General features: G+C 61.2%; 16 protein-coding genes and 1 pseudogene. 9 read left to right on the forward strand and 8 right to left on the reverse strand.

Annotation, left to right across the window (positions count from 1 at the left end; translation table 11 throughout):
- Positions 1–386: 386 nt before the first annotated feature.
- Together MJP36_RS22725 and MJP36_RS22730 are read left to right on the forward strand one after the other, a co-directional pair.
- Positions 387–1,151 (forward strand): transporter substrate-binding domain-containing protein, encoded by a 765-nt coding sequence (locus MJP36_RS22725; RefSeq protein WP_244384044.1) that lies wholly within the window; start codon positions 387–389, stop codon positions 1,149–1,151.
- Between the two features lie 48 nt (positions 1,152–1,199).
- Complete coding sequence (locus tag MJP36_RS22730; RefSeq protein WP_090366194.1) at positions 1,200–2,036, forward strand: cache domain-containing protein; 837 nt, start codon at positions 1,200–1,202, stop codon at positions 2,034–2,036.
- Positions 2,037–2,166: 130 nt separating this feature from the next.
- Here the strand turns inward: MJP36_RS22730 and MJP36_RS22735 are convergent, their stop codons facing one another.
- Positions 2,167–3,684, reverse strand: a complete 1,518-nt coding sequence (locus MJP36_RS22735) for an MDR family MFS transporter (RefSeq protein ID WP_244384045.1) — start codon at positions 3,682–3,684, stop codon at positions 2,167–2,169.
- Positions 3,685–3,751: 67 nt separating this feature from the next.
- Complete coding sequence (gene pobA, locus MJP36_RS22740) at positions 3,752–4,936, reverse strand: 4-hydroxybenzoate 3-monooxygenase (protein WP_244385659.1); 1,185 nt, start codon at positions 4,934–4,936, stop codon at positions 3,752–3,754.
- Between the two features lie 189 nt (positions 4,937–5,125).
- Between pobA and MJP36_RS22745 the strand changes: the two genes are divergently transcribed.
- Positions 5,126–6,001: a helix-turn-helix domain-containing protein gene (locus MJP36_RS22745; protein WP_060753684.1), complete on the forward strand. Its 876-nt coding sequence runs from the start codon at positions 5,126–5,128 to the stop codon at positions 5,999–6,001.
- Here MJP36_RS22745 and MJP36_RS22750 read toward each other — a convergent pair.
- The gene (locus MJP36_RS22750; RefSeq protein WP_060753685.1) at positions 5,994–6,173 is read right to left on the reverse strand and encodes a hypothetical protein; all 180 of its coding nucleotides are present in this window, start codon (positions 6,171–6,173) and stop codon (positions 5,994–5,996) included. The two genes, MJP36_RS22745 and MJP36_RS22750, sit on opposite strands and share 8 nt — an antisense overlap.
- A gap of 100 nt (positions 6,174–6,273) precedes the next feature.
- Positions 6,274–7,179 carry a LysR family transcriptional regulator gene (locus MJP36_RS22755; protein ID WP_244384046.1) on the reverse strand — a complete coding sequence of 302 codons (906 nt, stop codon included), beginning with the start codon at positions 7,177–7,179 and terminating at the stop codon, positions 6,274–6,276.
- Positions 7,180–7,284: 105 nt separating this feature from the next.
- On the opposite strand from MJP36_RS22755, the gene MJP36_RS22760 reads away from it, so the two are divergent.
- Both MJP36_RS22760 and MJP36_RS22765 read left to right on the forward strand, forming a co-directional pair.
- Positions 7,285–8,151 carry an MBL fold metallo-hydrolase gene (locus MJP36_RS22760; RefSeq protein ID WP_060753687.1) on the forward strand — a complete coding sequence of 289 codons (867 nt, stop codon included), beginning with the start codon at positions 7,285–7,287 and terminating at the stop codon, positions 8,149–8,151.
- A gap of 34 nt (positions 8,152–8,185) precedes the next feature.
- Positions 8,186–8,800 (forward strand): NAD(P)-dependent oxidoreductase, encoded by a 615-nt coding sequence (locus MJP36_RS22765; protein ID WP_244384047.1) that lies wholly within the window; start codon positions 8,186–8,188, stop codon positions 8,798–8,800.
- Positions 8,801–9,054: 254 nt separating this feature from the next.
- On the opposite strand, the gene MJP36_RS22770 is transcribed toward MJP36_RS22765, so the two are convergent.
- Positions 9,055–9,933 carry a LysR substrate-binding domain-containing protein gene (locus MJP36_RS22770; protein ID WP_244384048.1) on the reverse strand — a complete coding sequence of 293 codons (879 nt, stop codon included), beginning with the start codon at positions 9,931–9,933 and terminating at the stop codon, positions 9,055–9,057.
- A 111-nt stretch (positions 9,934–10,044) separates the two neighbouring features.
- Between MJP36_RS22770 and MJP36_RS22775 the strand changes: the two genes are divergently transcribed.
- A complete protein-coding gene (locus tag MJP36_RS22775; protein ID WP_244384049.1) occupies positions 10,045–11,682 on the forward strand; it encodes a 5-guanidino-2-oxopentanoate decarboxylase in 1,638 nt (545 codons plus the stop codon).
- A 174-nt stretch (positions 11,683–11,856) separates the two neighbouring features.
- Positions 11,857–12,162, forward strand: a pseudogene (locus tag MJP36_RS22780) (LysR family transcriptional regulator); the annotation flags it as partial.
- A gap of 27 nt (positions 12,163–12,189) precedes the next feature.
- On the opposite strand, the gene MJP36_RS22785 reads toward MJP36_RS22780, so the two are convergent.
- On the reverse strand, positions 12,190–12,552 hold the full coding sequence (locus tag MJP36_RS22785) for a 5-carboxymethyl-2-hydroxymuconate Delta-isomerase (RefSeq protein ID WP_060753692.1): 363 nt from the start codon (positions 12,550–12,552) through the stop codon (positions 12,190–12,192).
- A gap of 93 nt (positions 12,553–12,645) precedes the next feature.
- Complete coding sequence (locus tag MJP36_RS22790) at positions 12,646–13,581, reverse strand: LysR substrate-binding domain-containing protein (RefSeq protein WP_060753693.1); 936 nt, start codon at positions 13,579–13,581, stop codon at positions 12,646–12,648.
- 129 nt (positions 13,582–13,710) lie between these two features.
- On the opposite strand from MJP36_RS22790, the gene MJP36_RS22795 reads away from it, so the two are divergent.
- A complete protein-coding gene (locus tag MJP36_RS22795; RefSeq protein WP_162843513.1) occupies positions 13,711–13,887 on the forward strand; it encodes a hypothetical protein in 177 nt (58 codons plus the stop codon).
- Positions 13,888–13,930: 43 nt separating this feature from the next.
- On the forward strand, positions 13,931–14,320 hold the full coding sequence (locus MJP36_RS22800; protein WP_244384050.1) for a VOC family protein: 390 nt from the start codon (positions 13,931–13,933) through the stop codon (positions 14,318–14,320).
- Between the two features lie 15 nt (positions 14,321–14,335).
- Here MJP36_RS22800 and MJP36_RS22805 read toward each other — a convergent pair whose 3' ends face one another.
- A complete protein-coding gene (locus tag MJP36_RS22805; RefSeq protein ID WP_178126898.1) occupies positions 14,336–14,485 on the reverse strand; it encodes a hypothetical protein in 150 nt (49 codons plus the stop codon).
- Positions 14,486–14,661: the final 176 nt, after the last annotated feature.

Consider the following 14,661-nt stretch of genomic DNA (forward strand, 5'->3'; position numbering starts at 1 on the left):
TTGTATCAGGCAGGCGCACAGGCGCCGCCGGGCAGATGCGCACAGGTGCGCGTCATCCATGGGGCGAATCAACGTAGGAGAGAGGTATCCGGTGGGCGGGCGTGACGGCAATGGAACAGCGCCCAGAAAGCCAGTTCGGACGGCAGCGCCTCGACGACCGTCGAACCGCTCGGCACTAAAGCGCGAGGCGATATCTCGGGGTGGGTGTCGGGGGAACCATCCATGTACGGATCACAGTGAGGTAGATGCCGGCCAGCGTCACATGCGCACAACCGGTGTTCAATTCAGGGTTGGCGGAGTGTGGTTGCGGCTCGGCTAAACATTTGCCATCCCAGGGCTCGCTGGAAATAATGACCGCCCCGCCCATGCCCCAAGGACTCGACCGCATGAAAGCTCCGCTGGCCTTCTGTTTATTGGCAAGTCTGACCTCCTACGCCCTGGCTGATTCGCGCCTGGACGATGTGCTTCAACGCGGGACGCTGACCGTGTGCACCACCGGCGACTACAAGCCCTACTCCGCTTTGCGCGCCGATTGCCGTTATGAAGGCATCGACATTGCCATGGCCGAATCCTTGGCCAAGAGCCTCAACGCCAAGATCCACTGGGTACCCACCACCTGGAAAAGCCTGATGCCGGACTTCCTGGCTCAACGTTGCGACATCGCCGTGGGCGGTATTTCCGTGTCGCTGGAGCGCCAGAAAAAAGCCTTCTTCAGCCAACCGCTGGGCGTCGACGGCAAGATCCCGTTGGTGCGCTGCGCCGATGTGCAACGCTACCAGAGCGTCGAACAGATCAACCAGCCGCAGGTGCGGGTGATCGAGCCGGCCGGCGGCACCAATGAAGTGTTCGCCCGCGCCCATCTGGGCCAGGCGCAGATCCGCCTGCATGACAATGTGACGATCTTCGACGAACTGCTGGCGGGCAAGGCCGACGTGATGATTACCGACGCCAGCGAAGCGCGCTACCAGCAAAAACAGAAGCCCGGGCTGTGCGCGGTCAACCCGGAGCGGCAGATGCAGTACAGCGAAAAAGCCTTCCTGCTGCCCCGGGATGATGTGGCCTGGAAAAGTTACGTCGACCAATGGCTGCACCTGAGCGTGGCCACCGGGGAGTACGAAGGCATTGTCAGCCAGTGGTTGGCGGCACCCTGAGCCGCAGCCGTCTACGCTCTTGTCACACTGATAAGAAGAGGATGGGTAATGAAGGGACTACTCCGGTTCACCTGGCTGCTGCTGTTGTGTTTCGGCCCGGTGCACACAGCCACTGCGAATGACGATGCCCAGGCCGCCAAGGCCCTGTTGGAAAAAGCCTTGGCTTACTATCAGAGCAACGGCGACAAGGCCTTGGCCGCGTTCAGCCGCCAGGGCGAGTTTATCGACCACGACCGCTACGTGTTCGTGGTCGACACCCAGGGCGTGCTGCTGGCCAGCGGCGGGCCGTCTTCCGCCTTGATCGGTCGCAACGTGTCCGAACAGCTCGGCCCGGACCTGCAAGCCTCGTTCAAACAGGCGCTGGCCACCCCCGAAGGCCAAGGTATCCAACAGGCCGACTACCGCTGGCAGAACTGGAACGATGGCAAGGTCGAACACAAGCATGTGTTCTATCAGCGCGTGGGCCAGCGCATCCTGGCGGTGGGTTACTACTTGCCGCGGGCGACTCCGGAACAAGCGCGAGCCCTGCGCGACAAGGCGGTGAAGGCGCTGGTTAAGGATGAGGCCGGTACGCTCAAGGCCATCAACTCACTGCAAGGTGGGTTCCTGCAGGATGATCTGTATGTGTTCGTAGTGGACCTGGATACCCGGCGCTATGTGGCCCACGGCACCAACCTGCGACTGGTCAACACCGACTTCAGCAAGATCAAGGACCCGGACGGCAAGCCCGTCGGCGAGCCGATCCTGCATCTGATGACCCAACAGGACCAGAGTGAATACAAATACCGCTGGAAAAACCCGGTCACCGACAAGGTGGAAAACAAACATGCGTACTTGCGCAAGACCGGACATTTCATGGTGGCGGTTGGGTACTACAGCCCCTGATCAGGCTTGAAACCCATCAACTGTGGGAGGGGGCTTGCTCCCGATGGCAGTGGTTCAGTGAAAACATCGTTAACTGACACAATGCCATCGGGAGCAAGCCCCCTCCCACAGTTGTTTTTCGCCCTGTCGGTTATTTAGCTTTGTCTTCGCGCCCGCGCAGCAGGCGATTGGGCATTGCAATCGCCGCTGCCAACCCCAGCAGCGACACCGCCGCACTCACCATCAGCAGATGTCGGAACGTCACCGCCAGCTCTCCGCGCAGGGCATCCTGCGCCGGGCCTGGCGCGGCGTTCAGGCCGTCGAGCAGCACGTTGCCGGAACTGCCCTCGGTAACCAACGCACCGCTGGCCAGGTGGGCAAAGCTGGAATCCTGCAACAGCGCCAGCAGCAGCGCCGACATACACGCCACCCCCACCGCCCCGCCCAATGAGCGGAACAGGTTGGTAGTGCTGGTAGCGACGCCAATGTCACGCTGCTCAACGGAGTTTTGTGTGCCGACCAGGGACGTCGGGAACTGCATGCCGGCAGCGATGCCGCACAGCAGCATGAAAATCGCCGTCAGCCCGACCGCCTGCGGGGCACTGTAGGCCATGCCCAGAATGGCGAACGGACTCAACAGCGCGCCGGTGAGAATCATCGGTTTATAACGGCCGGTCACCGAGGTCATGCGCCCAGCAAAGTAGGCGCCCATCGGTAAGCCCATGGCCAACGGCAGCAGGTGCAAGGCGGCGCTGTCGGCACCCGAGCCGGTCACCGTCTGATAACGCAAGGGCATCAACACCGTCAGGGAAATCGCCTGGAAGCTGGTGAAGAAAATCGTGCACCAGCACAACACCGCGCTGCGGTTGGCGAACAGGTGCATAGGCAATAACGGCTCGCGCGCCCGGCGTTCGTGCCACACAAACGCGCTCAGCGCCAGCAACGCACAGGCCAACAACCCCAATACCTGCTCATCACGCCAATGATGGCCCTGGCCGATTTCGGTGATGCCCAGCAGCAGGGCAGTCAGGCCGATGATCATCAGCACGGTGCCGAGGTAGTCGATGATCGGTTTGCGCTGCGGCACCGGCAGCCCTACCAGCGTGCGATGGGCCACATACCAGGCACCGGCACCCAGGGGCAGGTTGATCAGGAACACCCAGCGCCAGGACAGATACTCGGTCATATAACCGCCCAACACCGGCCCGGCCACGCTGGCCACCGCGTACATACTGCTGAAATAGCCCTGGTAACGCCCGCGCTCACGAGGCGGGATAATGTCGCCGATAATCGCCTGGCTTACGGAAATCATGCCACCGGCGCCGATACCCTGGAGAATCCGCGCCAGCACCAGTTGCTCCATGCTTTGCGCCATGCCGCAGAACAGCGAGGCCAAGGTGAACACGCCCATGCCGATCAGCATCATCGGTCGCCGCCCGTACAGGTCGCCGAGCTTGCCGTAGATCGGCACCGCCACCGTCATCGCGACCATATAGCCGGAGATCACCCAGGCCAGCAGGTTGACGTCATGGAATTGCGCGGAGATGGCCGGCATCGATACGGCGACGATGGTTTGGTCCAGTGCGCCAAGGAAGATCGCCATCATCAAGGCGACAAGCACACTGCGTACGGCGGGGACGGATGGGGCGGGCTGATTCAGGTAAGTCACGGCGCAACCTTCGAGCAGAGCCCGCGAGGCAGGAAAGGCCTGCGGGAATGCTCGATACGATAGCAGGCTACTCGATAGCTTCGTAAGGAAGTCCGACGTAATTTTCCGCGATGGTTTGACGCCCCGCCTGCGAGTGGATGAAGTATTCCAGCTCACTCTGTGCAATCCGCTGGCTGAAGCCGTCCGCTTCCGGAAACTGATGCAGCATTGAGGTCATCCACCAGGAAAACCGTTCGGCCTTCCAGACGCGACGCAAGCAGATCGCGGAATACTTCTCCAGCAGGTCCACCCGCCCTTCGCGATACACCTTGAGCAAGATCCGATACAGCGTGCTCACATCGCTGGCCGCCAGGTTCAAGCCCTTGGCGCCGGTGGGGGGCACGATGTGCGCGGCATCCCCGAGCAGGAACAGGCGCCCGTACTGCATCGGTTCCACCACGAAGCTGCGCAGGGGCGCGATGCTTTTCTCGATCGACGGGCCGGTGACCAACCGTTGCGCAAGCGGGCCGGGCAGGCGGTTTTTCAGTTCGTCCCAGAAGCGCTCGTCCGGCCAGGCTTCCAGCGACTCGTCCACCGGCACTTGCAGGTAATAGCGACTGCGGGTCGCTGAGCGCATGCTGCACAGGGCGAAGCCGCGCGCGTGTTTGGCGTACACCAGTTCAGCATGAATCGGCGGCGTGTCGGCCAGGATGCCCAGCCAGCCGAAGGGGTAGACCCGTTCGAAAACGCTCAGCGACTCGGCCGGGATCGACTGCCGGGCCACGCCGTGGAAGCCGTCGCAACCGGCAACGTAGTCGCACTCCAGGCGAAAGGTTTCGCCTTGGTGCTCGAAGGTCACCCAGGGACGCTCAGTTTTCAGATCATGGGGCTGCACATTGGACGCTTCGTACAACGTCACGGCGCCAGCAGCGGCGCGGGCAGCCATGAGGTCGCGGGTGACCTCGGTCTGGCCGTAGATCATGACCGATTGGCCGCCGGTCAAGGTCTTGAGGTCGATGTGGGTCAACTCGCCATCGAGTGCCAGCTCGAAACCATCATGCACCAGCCCTTCGGCGTCCATACGTCGGCTGACGCCTGCTTCGCGCAGCAGGTCGACCATGCCCTGCTCCAGCACCCCGGCGCGGATGCGGCCTTGCACGTAGTCGGCGCTCTGGCGCTCTAGGATGAGGGTTTGGATTCCGGCGTTGTGCAACAGCTGGCCGAGCAGCAATCCGGAAGGACCGGCGCCGATAATGGCGACTTGAGTCTTCAGCGTTTTCATTATTCTTATCACCTGCTGGCTTCACCCGAACTGATCAAGTGAAAGAGTTGTCATTGGTCTTGTGGCTGACATTTTTCACTTGAGCGGGCAGCATAAGAAGGTGAGAACTGCTACAAAACCTGCGCTTTTTGCCAATTTGGGCGATTACCGCACCACTGTCCTGAGTATCGGATTAAAACCATGACCAAAACCGCGATTCCGGTCTTCAAGCTTTATGGGGAAAGCCAGCAATGGCCTACGCCCGATTTGTTGCACTGCGAAACCATTTCCCGAAGGAGTCGGGAATACCAGTGGGAAATCCAGCCCCACCGGCACGCGGATCTGTGCCAGTTGCTCTATGTACACAAGGGCCAGGCGCACCTGGAAATCGAAGGCCAGCACACCACGCTCGACGAAGCCACGCTGCAGGTGCTGCCGCCGTTATGCGTACACGGGTTCCGGTTTTCAGAAGATGTGGAAGGCTACGTGGTGACACTGTCGGCACCGCTGGTCAGCCACTTGCAGACGCAGTTGGGCAGTACGGCCGGCGGCCTGCAGACCTTGGGCAATTATCCGGCCGGCAAGGACAGCGACTACCTCAACAGCCAGTTCGCACGTTTGCAGGACGAGTACGCCGACGAGCAGCCGGCACGGGACATGATGATGCATGCCCTGGTCAGCGTGCTGCTGGTGTGGATCAGCCGCCAGGCCATTCAGCGTCGCCACCCACGGCCGCCCCGTGGCCGCGAGTATTTCCGCCGTTTCACCCAGTTGATCGAACAGCACTACCGCGAGCATCCCAAGATCGAAGACCTGGCTCACAAGCTGGGCATCTCGGTCTCGCATCTGAACGGGACATGTCGGGAGCTGGGCGGCCAACCGGCCTTGCAGATCATGCACGACCGCCAGTTGCTGGAAGCCAAGCGCCTGCTGACCTACACCAGCATGACCATCAATGAAATGTCGGAGGTGTTGGGGTTTTCCGACCCGACGAATTTCTCTCGGCTGTTTCGCCGACGGGTCGGGTTCTCACCCAAGGCGTTTCGCGAGCAATTGAAGGCCGGGCAGCCTACCTGAGCGCGCTGAAACTGCCGGTGCGGGGAACGCATTGGTCCTGATGACAACCGATCGCGAATGCCGCCGGCTGCATGCGTGTCTGTTCAACGCGGTAGGCGGCAGTCCCGTACAGCGCAGTGGCAAATGCGCTGAGGGTGAAAATCATCAGGTACTTTCTGGTTTTGATGCTCATGGCACAGACCTCTGAACGGATCTACACAGTGCTGTTTTAAGCATAGGTCAGCCGGAGCAACTTGCCATTATCGGGCGTCATTCACTGGGTGTATGTCGGCTTACAGACCGGCATCCCACCCAGGCTCTTCGGGAAAGCGCTGCACCAGGAAATCCAGCAGGCTGCGCAAGGCCGAGGGCATGTGCTTGCGTGAGGCATACACCGCATAAATGCTCAAATGCCGGGGCTCTGCCTGGGGCAGCAGGCGCACCAACTCGCCACTGCGGATGTAATCACCGGCCTGGTAGCTGGGCAGTTGCGACACGCCTGCCCCCGCCAGCGTCGCACGCAACAGGGTGCTGGATTCGTTGGCAGTGATGTTGCCCTGCACCGGCACCGACACCGGCTCCCCCCGCTCCTGGAAATGCCACAGGCTCTTGCCGAAATAAGAGTGGGTCAAGCAGTTGTGCCGGGCCAGGTCTTCGACCTCCTGCGGGGCGGCATGCTCGCGCAAGTATGCCGGCGAAGCACACACCACCGAACGACAGACTGTCAGGCGCCGGGCAATCAGGTTCGGGTCCAGGGCGTCGCTGATACGGATGGCCACGTCGATGCGTTCATCCACCAGGTTCACGGTACGGTCGAGCATTTGCATATCCACCGTGACCAAGGGGTAACGCTTGACGTACTCGGCGATGGCGTCCGCCAATTGGGCCTGGCCGAACGAAGTGCTGGCACTCAGACGCAACAGGCCACGGGGCGCCTCATCGGGCTCGCTGACGGCGGCTTGCATGTCGCAGCACAACTCCAGCAACTGCCGGCAACGCGGCAGGGTTTCACTGCCGGCGGCGGTCAGGCTCAGCTTGCGCGTAGTGCGGTGCAGCAGGCGCGCACCGATCCAGTCTTCCAGCTCGGCCAAATAGCGCGAGACCACCGGACGCGACAGGTCCAGATGGTCGGCGGCAGCCGATTGGCTGCCCAAGTCGACCACTGTCACAAACACGCGCATTGCTTGAAGACGATCCATGATTTGCCCGTTTTTAGAAACAAACTATGTCCAAGCATCGCATTTTTTGTTGCGTTTGGTGCAACTAAGCTCTGTACACCCCTTACCGATGGCAGGAGCTGCCCGATGTTCTCGACCTTCAAACGCCTGACCCTGGCCACCGCCGCCCTGGCCTTCGCAGCCCACGCGGCAGCGGCAGAGCTGAAACTCGACGTGTACAACCCAGGCGAAGCCGCGATCTTCCCGGTCAGCTCGGTGCTGGTCAGCGGCGCCAACGACGCGATCCTGGTGGATGCGCAATTCGGCAAAGGCCAGGCCGAGCAACTGGTGCAGAAAATCCGCGCCAGCGGCAAACACCTGACCACCATCTACATCAGCCACGGCGACCCGGACTACTACTTCGGCCTCGATACCCTGACCGCAGCGTTCCCGGACGCCAAGGTACTGGCACCGCAACCGGTGGTTGACCACATCAAGGCCACCGTCGCCGGCAAACTGGACTTCTGGGGCCCGAAAATGGGCGCCGACAAACCGGCCAAAACCCTCGTGCCGCAAGTGCTTGAAGGCCACAGCCTGACCCTTGAAGGCGAGCAACTGGAGATCGTCGGCCTGGACGGCCCGCAACCGGATCGCAGCTTTGTGTGGATCCCGTCGATCAAGGCCGTCGTCGGCGGTGTGGTCGTGGCCGAAAACATCCACCTGTGGATGGCCGACACCCAGAGCGCGCAGTCCCACAAAGATTGGCTGGCAACGCTGCAACGTATCGAACAACTGAAACCGCGCACGGTGATTCCAGGCCACTACCTGGGCAGCCCATCGCTCAAATCCGTGGCGTTTACCGCCGACTACATCAAAGCCTTCGATATCGAGACCGCCAAGGCCAAGGACTCCGCTGCCCTGATCGCAGCCATGAAGAAGCGTTACCCGACCCTCGCCGATGAAAGTTCGCTGGAACTGAGCGCCAAAGTCGCCAAGGGCGAAATGAAGTGGTGATTGGTTTTAAACCCTGACCGTACTGGAGAATGTCATGAGCAAGATTGCAATCATTGGTGCCACCGGCCGTGCCGGTAGCCAACTGCTGGAAGAAGCGCTGCGCCGTGGGCATACCGTCACCGCCATCGCCCGTAATACCGACAAACTGACGGCACGCCCAGGCGTGACCGCCAAGCAAGTCGACGCCCTGGATGCCGACGCCCTGCAACAGGCCGTGAGCAGCCATGATGTGGTGATCAGTGCCGCACACTTTTCCACCCTGCCCGCCAGTGCGGTGATCGGCCCGGTGAAAAAGGCCGGGGTGAAACGCCTGCTGGTGGTGGGCGGTGCCGGTTCGTTGCTGCTGCCAGGTGGCGGCCGCGTGATCGACAGCCCGGGCTTCCCTGCCGAATACAAGGCGGAAGCCAGTGCGGGCGCGGAGTTTCTCGATACGCTGCGTCAGGAGAAGGAACTGGACTGGACATTCCTGTCGCCATCGGCGGAGTTCGTGGAAACCGAGCGCACCGGGAAATTCCGTTTGGGCCAGGATGATTTGCTGGTGAGCAGCGAAGGCCGCAGTTGGATCAGCTTCGCTGACTTTGCGATCGCGTTGATCGACGAAGTTGAATCACCGAAGCACTCCCGCCAGCGCTTCACCGTCGGCTACTGATCCACTACAGGCAACCGGTAGTATGCCTGTAGTGAGCGGGCTTGCCCTAATGCCAGTCAGTTAAGCGATGAAAGCGGTCGATGAATAAATTGTGGGAGGGGGCTTGCTCCCGATAGGCCGCGCAGCGGCCTCAAAAATGGGCCTGCTACGCAGTCCATCGGGAGCAAGCCCCCTCCCACAGTGACCGCGTTAAGCCTTAACTGACTGGCATTAGGGCTTGCCCCCCAGCGCGGGGCAAGCCCGCTCACTACAAGTCAGGTCGGGGTGGGTTTTGCTTGATTCGCCAGCCATTCCATTAGTGCTTCAAGGCCTGCCGACAGCTCGGCGCCCGGTGGGCGCACCAGGTAATACCCCATCCCCGTCGGCACCCGCAGTTCAAACGGCATCGCCAGCCTGCCGGCCGTGACATCCTCGCCAATCAACGCGCTATCACCGATCGCCACGCCTGAACCTTGTGACGCCACCGTCATGGCCAGATCCAAGGTCTCGAAATGATGCCCCTGGGCCAGGTTGCTCAGCCGCGTATTCGCTGCTTTCAACCACAACGCCCAATCCCGCCCATCCCGGGTAGGGTGCAGCAGCACCTGTTGCTGCAAGTCGGCCGGTGCCCGCAAACCACCGAGCAAGGCGGGGGCGCAGACCGGCGTGAGTTGCTCATCAAACAAATGTCGCGCTTCGGCAGGTGGCTCGGCGATGGGCGCGTAGATCACCGCCGCGTCGAATGACTCGCGGCGAAAATCCACGGTGTAGGCCACGGTGGTGGTGAGCTCCACCGGCACATCCGGACGTTCACGTTGCCATTGCATCAGGCGTGGCAGCAACCAACGCATGACACAGGTGGGCGCCTTGAGTTGCAGGGTTTCGCGACGATCGCCGATCTGCTCCAGCGCATCCACGATCAAGCCAAATACTTGCTGTACGCGCAGCGACCATTCACGGCCCTCTTCGGTCAAGCTCAAGCCCCGGGCCTGGCGCTGGAACAAGGCGTAGCCGAGGTGGCTTTCCAACCCGGCAATCTGCCGGCTCACCGCGCCCTGGGTGATATGCAATTGCTCGGCGGCGCGGGTGAAGTTGCAACACTGGGCGGTGACCCAGAACGTGTGCAGGGCGGGCAGCGGAGGAAGACGTTTCATCGCAATTGAGCCATGACGTGAGGACATGGCTAGTATGACTTTTTATCGATTGTTGCCGCTACCGCCCAGCCGCTCCAATACCGCCTAGAAACCCTCACAAGAGCGACATGTATGGCGACCTGCGGCGAAGTACTGGTCAATCTCCTGGAACGCTACGGCGTGGACCAGGTGTTCGGCATTCCCGGCGTGCACACCGTGGAGCTATACCGCGGCCTGGCACGCTCCGGCATCCGTCACGTCACCCCGCGCCATGAACAGGGTGCCGGGTTTATGGCCGATGGTTACGCGCGTACCCGCGGCAAGCCAGGCGTGTGCTTCATTATCACCGGCCCCGGCATGACCAATATCACCACCGCCATGGGCCAAGCCTACGCGGACTCGATCCCGATGCTGGTGATTTCCAGCGTGCAATCGCGCAGCCAATTGGGCGGCGGGCGCGGCAAGTTGCACGAACTGCCCAACCAGAGCGCGATGATTGCGGGCGTGGCGGCGTTCTCCCATACCTTGATGTCGACCGCAGAATTGCCGGGCGTCCTGGCGCGGGCCTTTGCCGTGTTCCAGGCCGGTCGACCGCGCCCCGTGCATATCGAAATTCCGCTGGACGTACTGGTGGAAAACGCCGATGCATTGCTCGACTGTACGCCCGTCAGCGTGGCGCGAGCCGGCGCGGCACCCGCGTCGGTCAAGCAGATGGGCCAGTTGCTTGGCGCAGCAAAACGCCCGCTGATCCTGGCGGGCGGCGGTGCCATCGAGGCCGCGCCTGAGTTGACGCGCCTGGCCGAAATCCTCGGCGCACCGGTAGCCCTGACCATCAATGCCAAGGGCATGCTGCCCTCCTCCCATCCGCTGCTGATCGGCTCGACCCAGACCCTGCCCGCCACACGCGCGCTGGTGGCCGAGGCCGATGTGGTGCTGGCGATCGGCACGGAGCTGGCGGAAACCGACTATGACGTGACCTTCGCCGGTGGCTTCGAGATCCCAGGGGCGCTGCTGCGTATCGACATCGACGCCGACCAGACCGTGCGCAACTACCCGCCCCAGGTGGCGCTGGTGGCCGACGCGCAAATCGCCGCCGCAGCCTTGCTCGACGACTTGCACAAACAGGTATTGCCGACCCGCGATTCGACCTGGGGCGGCCAACGAGTCGCCCGCCTGTGGGCGGAACTGACGCCGGCCTGGGATGCCGCCACTCGTGCACAGACGTTGTTGCTCGACACGGTTCTGGATGAACTGCCGGGTGCAGTGCTGGTAGGTGATTCCACCCAGCCGGTGTACAGCGGCAACCTGACCCTGAACCTCGACCACCCACGTCGCTGGTTCAACTCTTCCACTGGCTACGGCACCTTGGGCTATGCCTTGCCGGCCGCCATCGGCGCCTGGTTGGGACGTGGCGACGGGCAGCCGGTGGTGTGCCTGATCGGCGACGGCGGGTTGCAGTTCAGCCTGCCGGAGCTGGCCAGTGCCGTGGAAGCCCGCACGCCGGTCATCGTGCTGCTGTGGAATAACCAGGGTTACGAAGAGATCAAGAAATACATGGTCAACCGCGCCATTGAGCCCGTGGGTGTAGATATCTATACGCCGGACTTTATCGGTGTGGCCAAAGCCTTGGGCTGCGCGGCCGAAAGTGTGCGGGGCATCGAACCGTTGCGGGCGGCCTTGCGCGCCGCCACGGATCGCCAGGGGCCGACGCTGATTGAAGTCGACCAGGCACTGTGGATGCAGGAGGTTGCCGCTGCCACAGGGTATTGAACGGTGTGTCTATCGACGGCGTGCGGATGGGGACTGACGTCGTGTTACCAACATTATTTGTCCCACACCAAACATAGAAACGACCTACAGAGCTTTCTATTGGTACGGCCGTTCCGTTAAGCTTTTGTGCAGTCTTGTACTGAGTTCGGTACAACGGGTTTACGGACGAAACCGATGCTAAACAGTAACTTGCTCAGAAAGCTCGATATGCAGGACTTGATGGTGTTTATCGCCGTCTATGACCAGAGCAGCGTTACCGAGGTCTCCGAAACGCTGTTCGTCAGTCAGTCCACCGTGAGCTACAGCCTGAAGAAGCTGCGCACCAGCTTTGAAGACGAGCTGTTTATCAACACGCGGGCCGGCATGCGCCCGACCTACAAGGCCACCACCATGTATGGCCATGTGCAGAAGATCCTGGAGAGCATCAACCTGTGCCACGCCGGCGGCCAGGCCTTCGACCCGAAACAGAAGGCCGCCTCGACCTGGTGACGGCGTCGGCTTCAAGCCTTAGCCGATTGCGACTTTGCTGTAGGACTCACGATCCATGTCGACCAGTTGCACGCTGAGCTGAACCTGCACATCCGCCGGCCATTCGCCCAAGTCCTGCAAGGCCGCCAACAGGCTTTGCGACAACTGCTGCTTGATCTGCGGCGACCGCCCGCTAAGCAGCGACAGCTTGACCGCGATAAAACCGCGTGGGCTGAGCGAGGTGCCCACCTGGAAATTCTCCACCTTCACTGCGCGGCTCTTGATATCGAACTCGGAAGCGAACTGCCCGGACGCCATCAGCACGTTGTTGAGCCGCAACAGGGTTTTCTCGACAGGCAAGTCCGTAAGGTTGGCGGTGTATTCCAGATGCAGGTGCGGCATTAAAAGCTCCCGATGGTTGTAGTAAAAGAGTCATACATATAACACGCAGGCGCACTGATTCAGAGCGCTTTCAGTTCTCCCTCAAGGGGTGTCTCAAGATTTTGCCGGCGGCGCCGCCAGTGAGTCGCGGTCACTCATGAACGCCTCCAGCCGCGAGCGCATCCAGCGTTCCGCCGGGTCGGTATCGACGTGGCTGAGCCAGACCATGGACAGGTCGAGGGTCGGGGTTTCAAACGGAAATGGCTCGCAGAACAGCTGCCCGCTGGCGGCCATGGCCTGGGCGGTGTAGTCCGGCAAGCTGGCGATCATGTCGGTTCCGGCGAGCAACGCCGGCAGCGCGCTGTATTGCGGCACCGACAGCACCACCTGGCGCTTGCGGCCGATCTCGGCCAGCCATTCATCGGCAAACCCGGACACGTTGGCGGTGTGCGACACCAGCACATGAGGGCGTGCGCAATATTCGTCGAGGGTCAGCGGTGTGTCCGAGGCATCGGCGCGTAGCAGGCACGGGCGGATATGCCGCAACAGCTTGCGCTTGGCATTGGCCGGCAGACCGCGGGTCTGGGTGATGCCGACGGTGATATCACCGGATGCCAACAAGTCAGGGATGCGCCAGTAATCCACATGCTGCACCACAAACACCACCAAGGGCGCTTCCTGGCGCAAAGCCCGCAACAGCGGCGGTAGCAGACCAAACTCGACGTCGTCGGACAGGCCGATACGGAAGGTCATGGTGCTGCGGGACGGGTCGAAATCGTGAGTCAGGCTCAGGGCCGACGACAGCGAATCCAACGCCGGCGACAGGTGCTGGATGATTTCCTCGGCCCGCGCCGTCGGTTCCATGCGGTGACCCACGCGAATGAACAGCGGGTCATTGAACAAGGTGCGTAAACGGTTGAGGGCCGAACTGATGGTCGGCTGGCCGAGAAACAGCTTCTCCGCCACCCGCGTCACGTTGCGTTCGAGCATCAGTGCCTCGAAGACCACCATCAGGTTGATGTCGGCCTTGCGTAGTTCATTACGATTCATCGGCGCCTGCCCCTCTCCCCAAGACAACGCGCAGTTTAGAAAGGCCGCCGGGCTGCGTCTATGTGAACACTGTTCATCGAGCGGCTTTGCGACTATAAATCAGCTCTTGAAGGTCACAGGAACACCATCGTGCTGTTCATAATCGCCTTGGCCATTGTCGTGGCCGGGTTTTGTCTATGGGTTGTCCGATTCATCGCCAACCCCACCGTAAGGACACTGCTGCGCGTATTTATCGGCTTGTGCCTGGCGACGGTGGTCGCCTACATGGTGCTGGCGGCGGGGTTTCCGACGTCGCTGCTGGTTTGATCTGGAATAGCCTCTACCCACTTGTGAGCAAGGACTGCCAAGCATGAAATTCGCCTACACCATCATCTATGTGCCGGACGTTGCCGCCTCCCTGGCATTCTTTGAAATAGCCTTCGGTTTCACTCGCCGTTTCCTGCATGAATCGGGTACCTATGGCGAGCTGGAAACCGGCGAAACCACCCTCTCGTTTGCCGCCCACGAATTGGCGGGCATGAATTTCGACGGCGGCCACGTGCAGGCCCATGCCTCCAGCAAACCGCTAGGAATGGAAGTGGGTTTCGTCACCGAGGACGTGTTCGCCGCCCACGCCAAAGCGCTCGTCCATGGCGCGACAGAACTGTCGCCACCGAGCACCAAGCCTTGGGGGCAAGTGGTGTCTTATGTGCGTTGCCCGGATGGCACGCTGGTGGAATTGTGTACCCCGATCCATTGATCGGGGCACACCCTTTCAACGCTTGAGCGGAATCTCCTCATCAAGCGGTGACAGTTCCGTAGAGTCATCATGCTTCCAGGTCTGGGGCTTCTCCTCCTCATGCTGACGCTGGGGTTGTACACGCTCCGGCTCATCCCGTTCCTTCTGCTCATTATTCATAGCCACCTCCCTTCCTTAAGAATGGTTCACCCATCCAGCATAGAACAGAGCAAGCATTTTGGGCGGATGCCCCAATTGATAACAGTTACGCATCAATTCATCCAAATAACTCACTTATCATTTCTAAATGTGTCAGCCACTATCCCGGGTCTTAAGCGAAACAAGCTCTTAAAAAGAACGCT

The organism is Pseudomonas palleroniana (genome assembly GCF_022836895.1).
Classification (GTDB): domain Bacteria; phylum Pseudomonadota; class Gammaproteobacteria; order Pseudomonadales; family Pseudomonadaceae; genus Aquipseudomonas; species Aquipseudomonas palleroniana.

Coding starts and splice junctions, on each gene's coding strand:
- MJP36_RS22725 (WP_244384044.1), top strand. CDS start 387: ATGAAAGCTCCGCTGGCCTTCTGTTTATTGGCAAGTCTGACCTCCTAC.
- MJP36_RS22785 (WP_060753692.1), bottom strand. CDS start 12,552: ATGCCGCACCTGCATCTGGAATACACCGCCAACCTTACGGACTTGCCT.
- MJP36_RS22760 (WP_060753687.1), top strand. CDS start 7,285: ATGTTCTCGACCTTCAAACGCCTGACCCTGGCCACCGCCGCCCTGGCC.
- MJP36_RS22765 (WP_244384047.1), top strand. CDS start 8,186: ATGAGCAAGATTGCAATCATTGGTGCCACCGGCCGTGCCGGTAGCCAA.
- MJP36_RS22790 (WP_060753693.1), bottom strand. CDS start 13,581: ATGAATCGTAATGAACTACGCAAGGCCGACATCAACCTGATGGTGGTC.
- MJP36_RS22745 (WP_060753684.1), top strand. CDS start 5,126: ATGACCAAAACCGCGATTCCGGTCTTCAAGCTTTATGGGGAAAGCCAG.
- MJP36_RS22730 (WP_090366194.1), top strand. CDS start 1,200: ATGAAGGGACTACTCCGGTTCACCTGGCTGCTGCTGTTGTGTTTCGGC.
- MJP36_RS22770 (WP_244384048.1), bottom strand. CDS start 9,933: ATGAAACGTCTTCCTCCGCTGCCCGCCCTGCACACGTTCTGGGTCACC.
- MJP36_RS22775 (WP_244384049.1), top strand. CDS start 10,045: ATGGCGACCTGCGGCGAAGTACTGGTCAATCTCCTGGAACGCTACGGC.
- MJP36_RS22755 (WP_244384046.1), bottom strand. CDS start 7,179: ATGGATCGTCTTCAAGCAATGCGCGTGTTTGTGACAGTGGTCGACTTG.
- MJP36_RS22750 (WP_060753685.1), bottom strand. CDS start 6,173: ATGAGCATCAAAACCAGAAAGTACCTGATGATTTTCACCCTCAGCGCA.
- MJP36_RS22800 (WP_244384050.1), top strand. CDS start 13,931: ATGAAATTCGCCTACACCATCATCTATGTGCCGGACGTTGCCGCCTCC.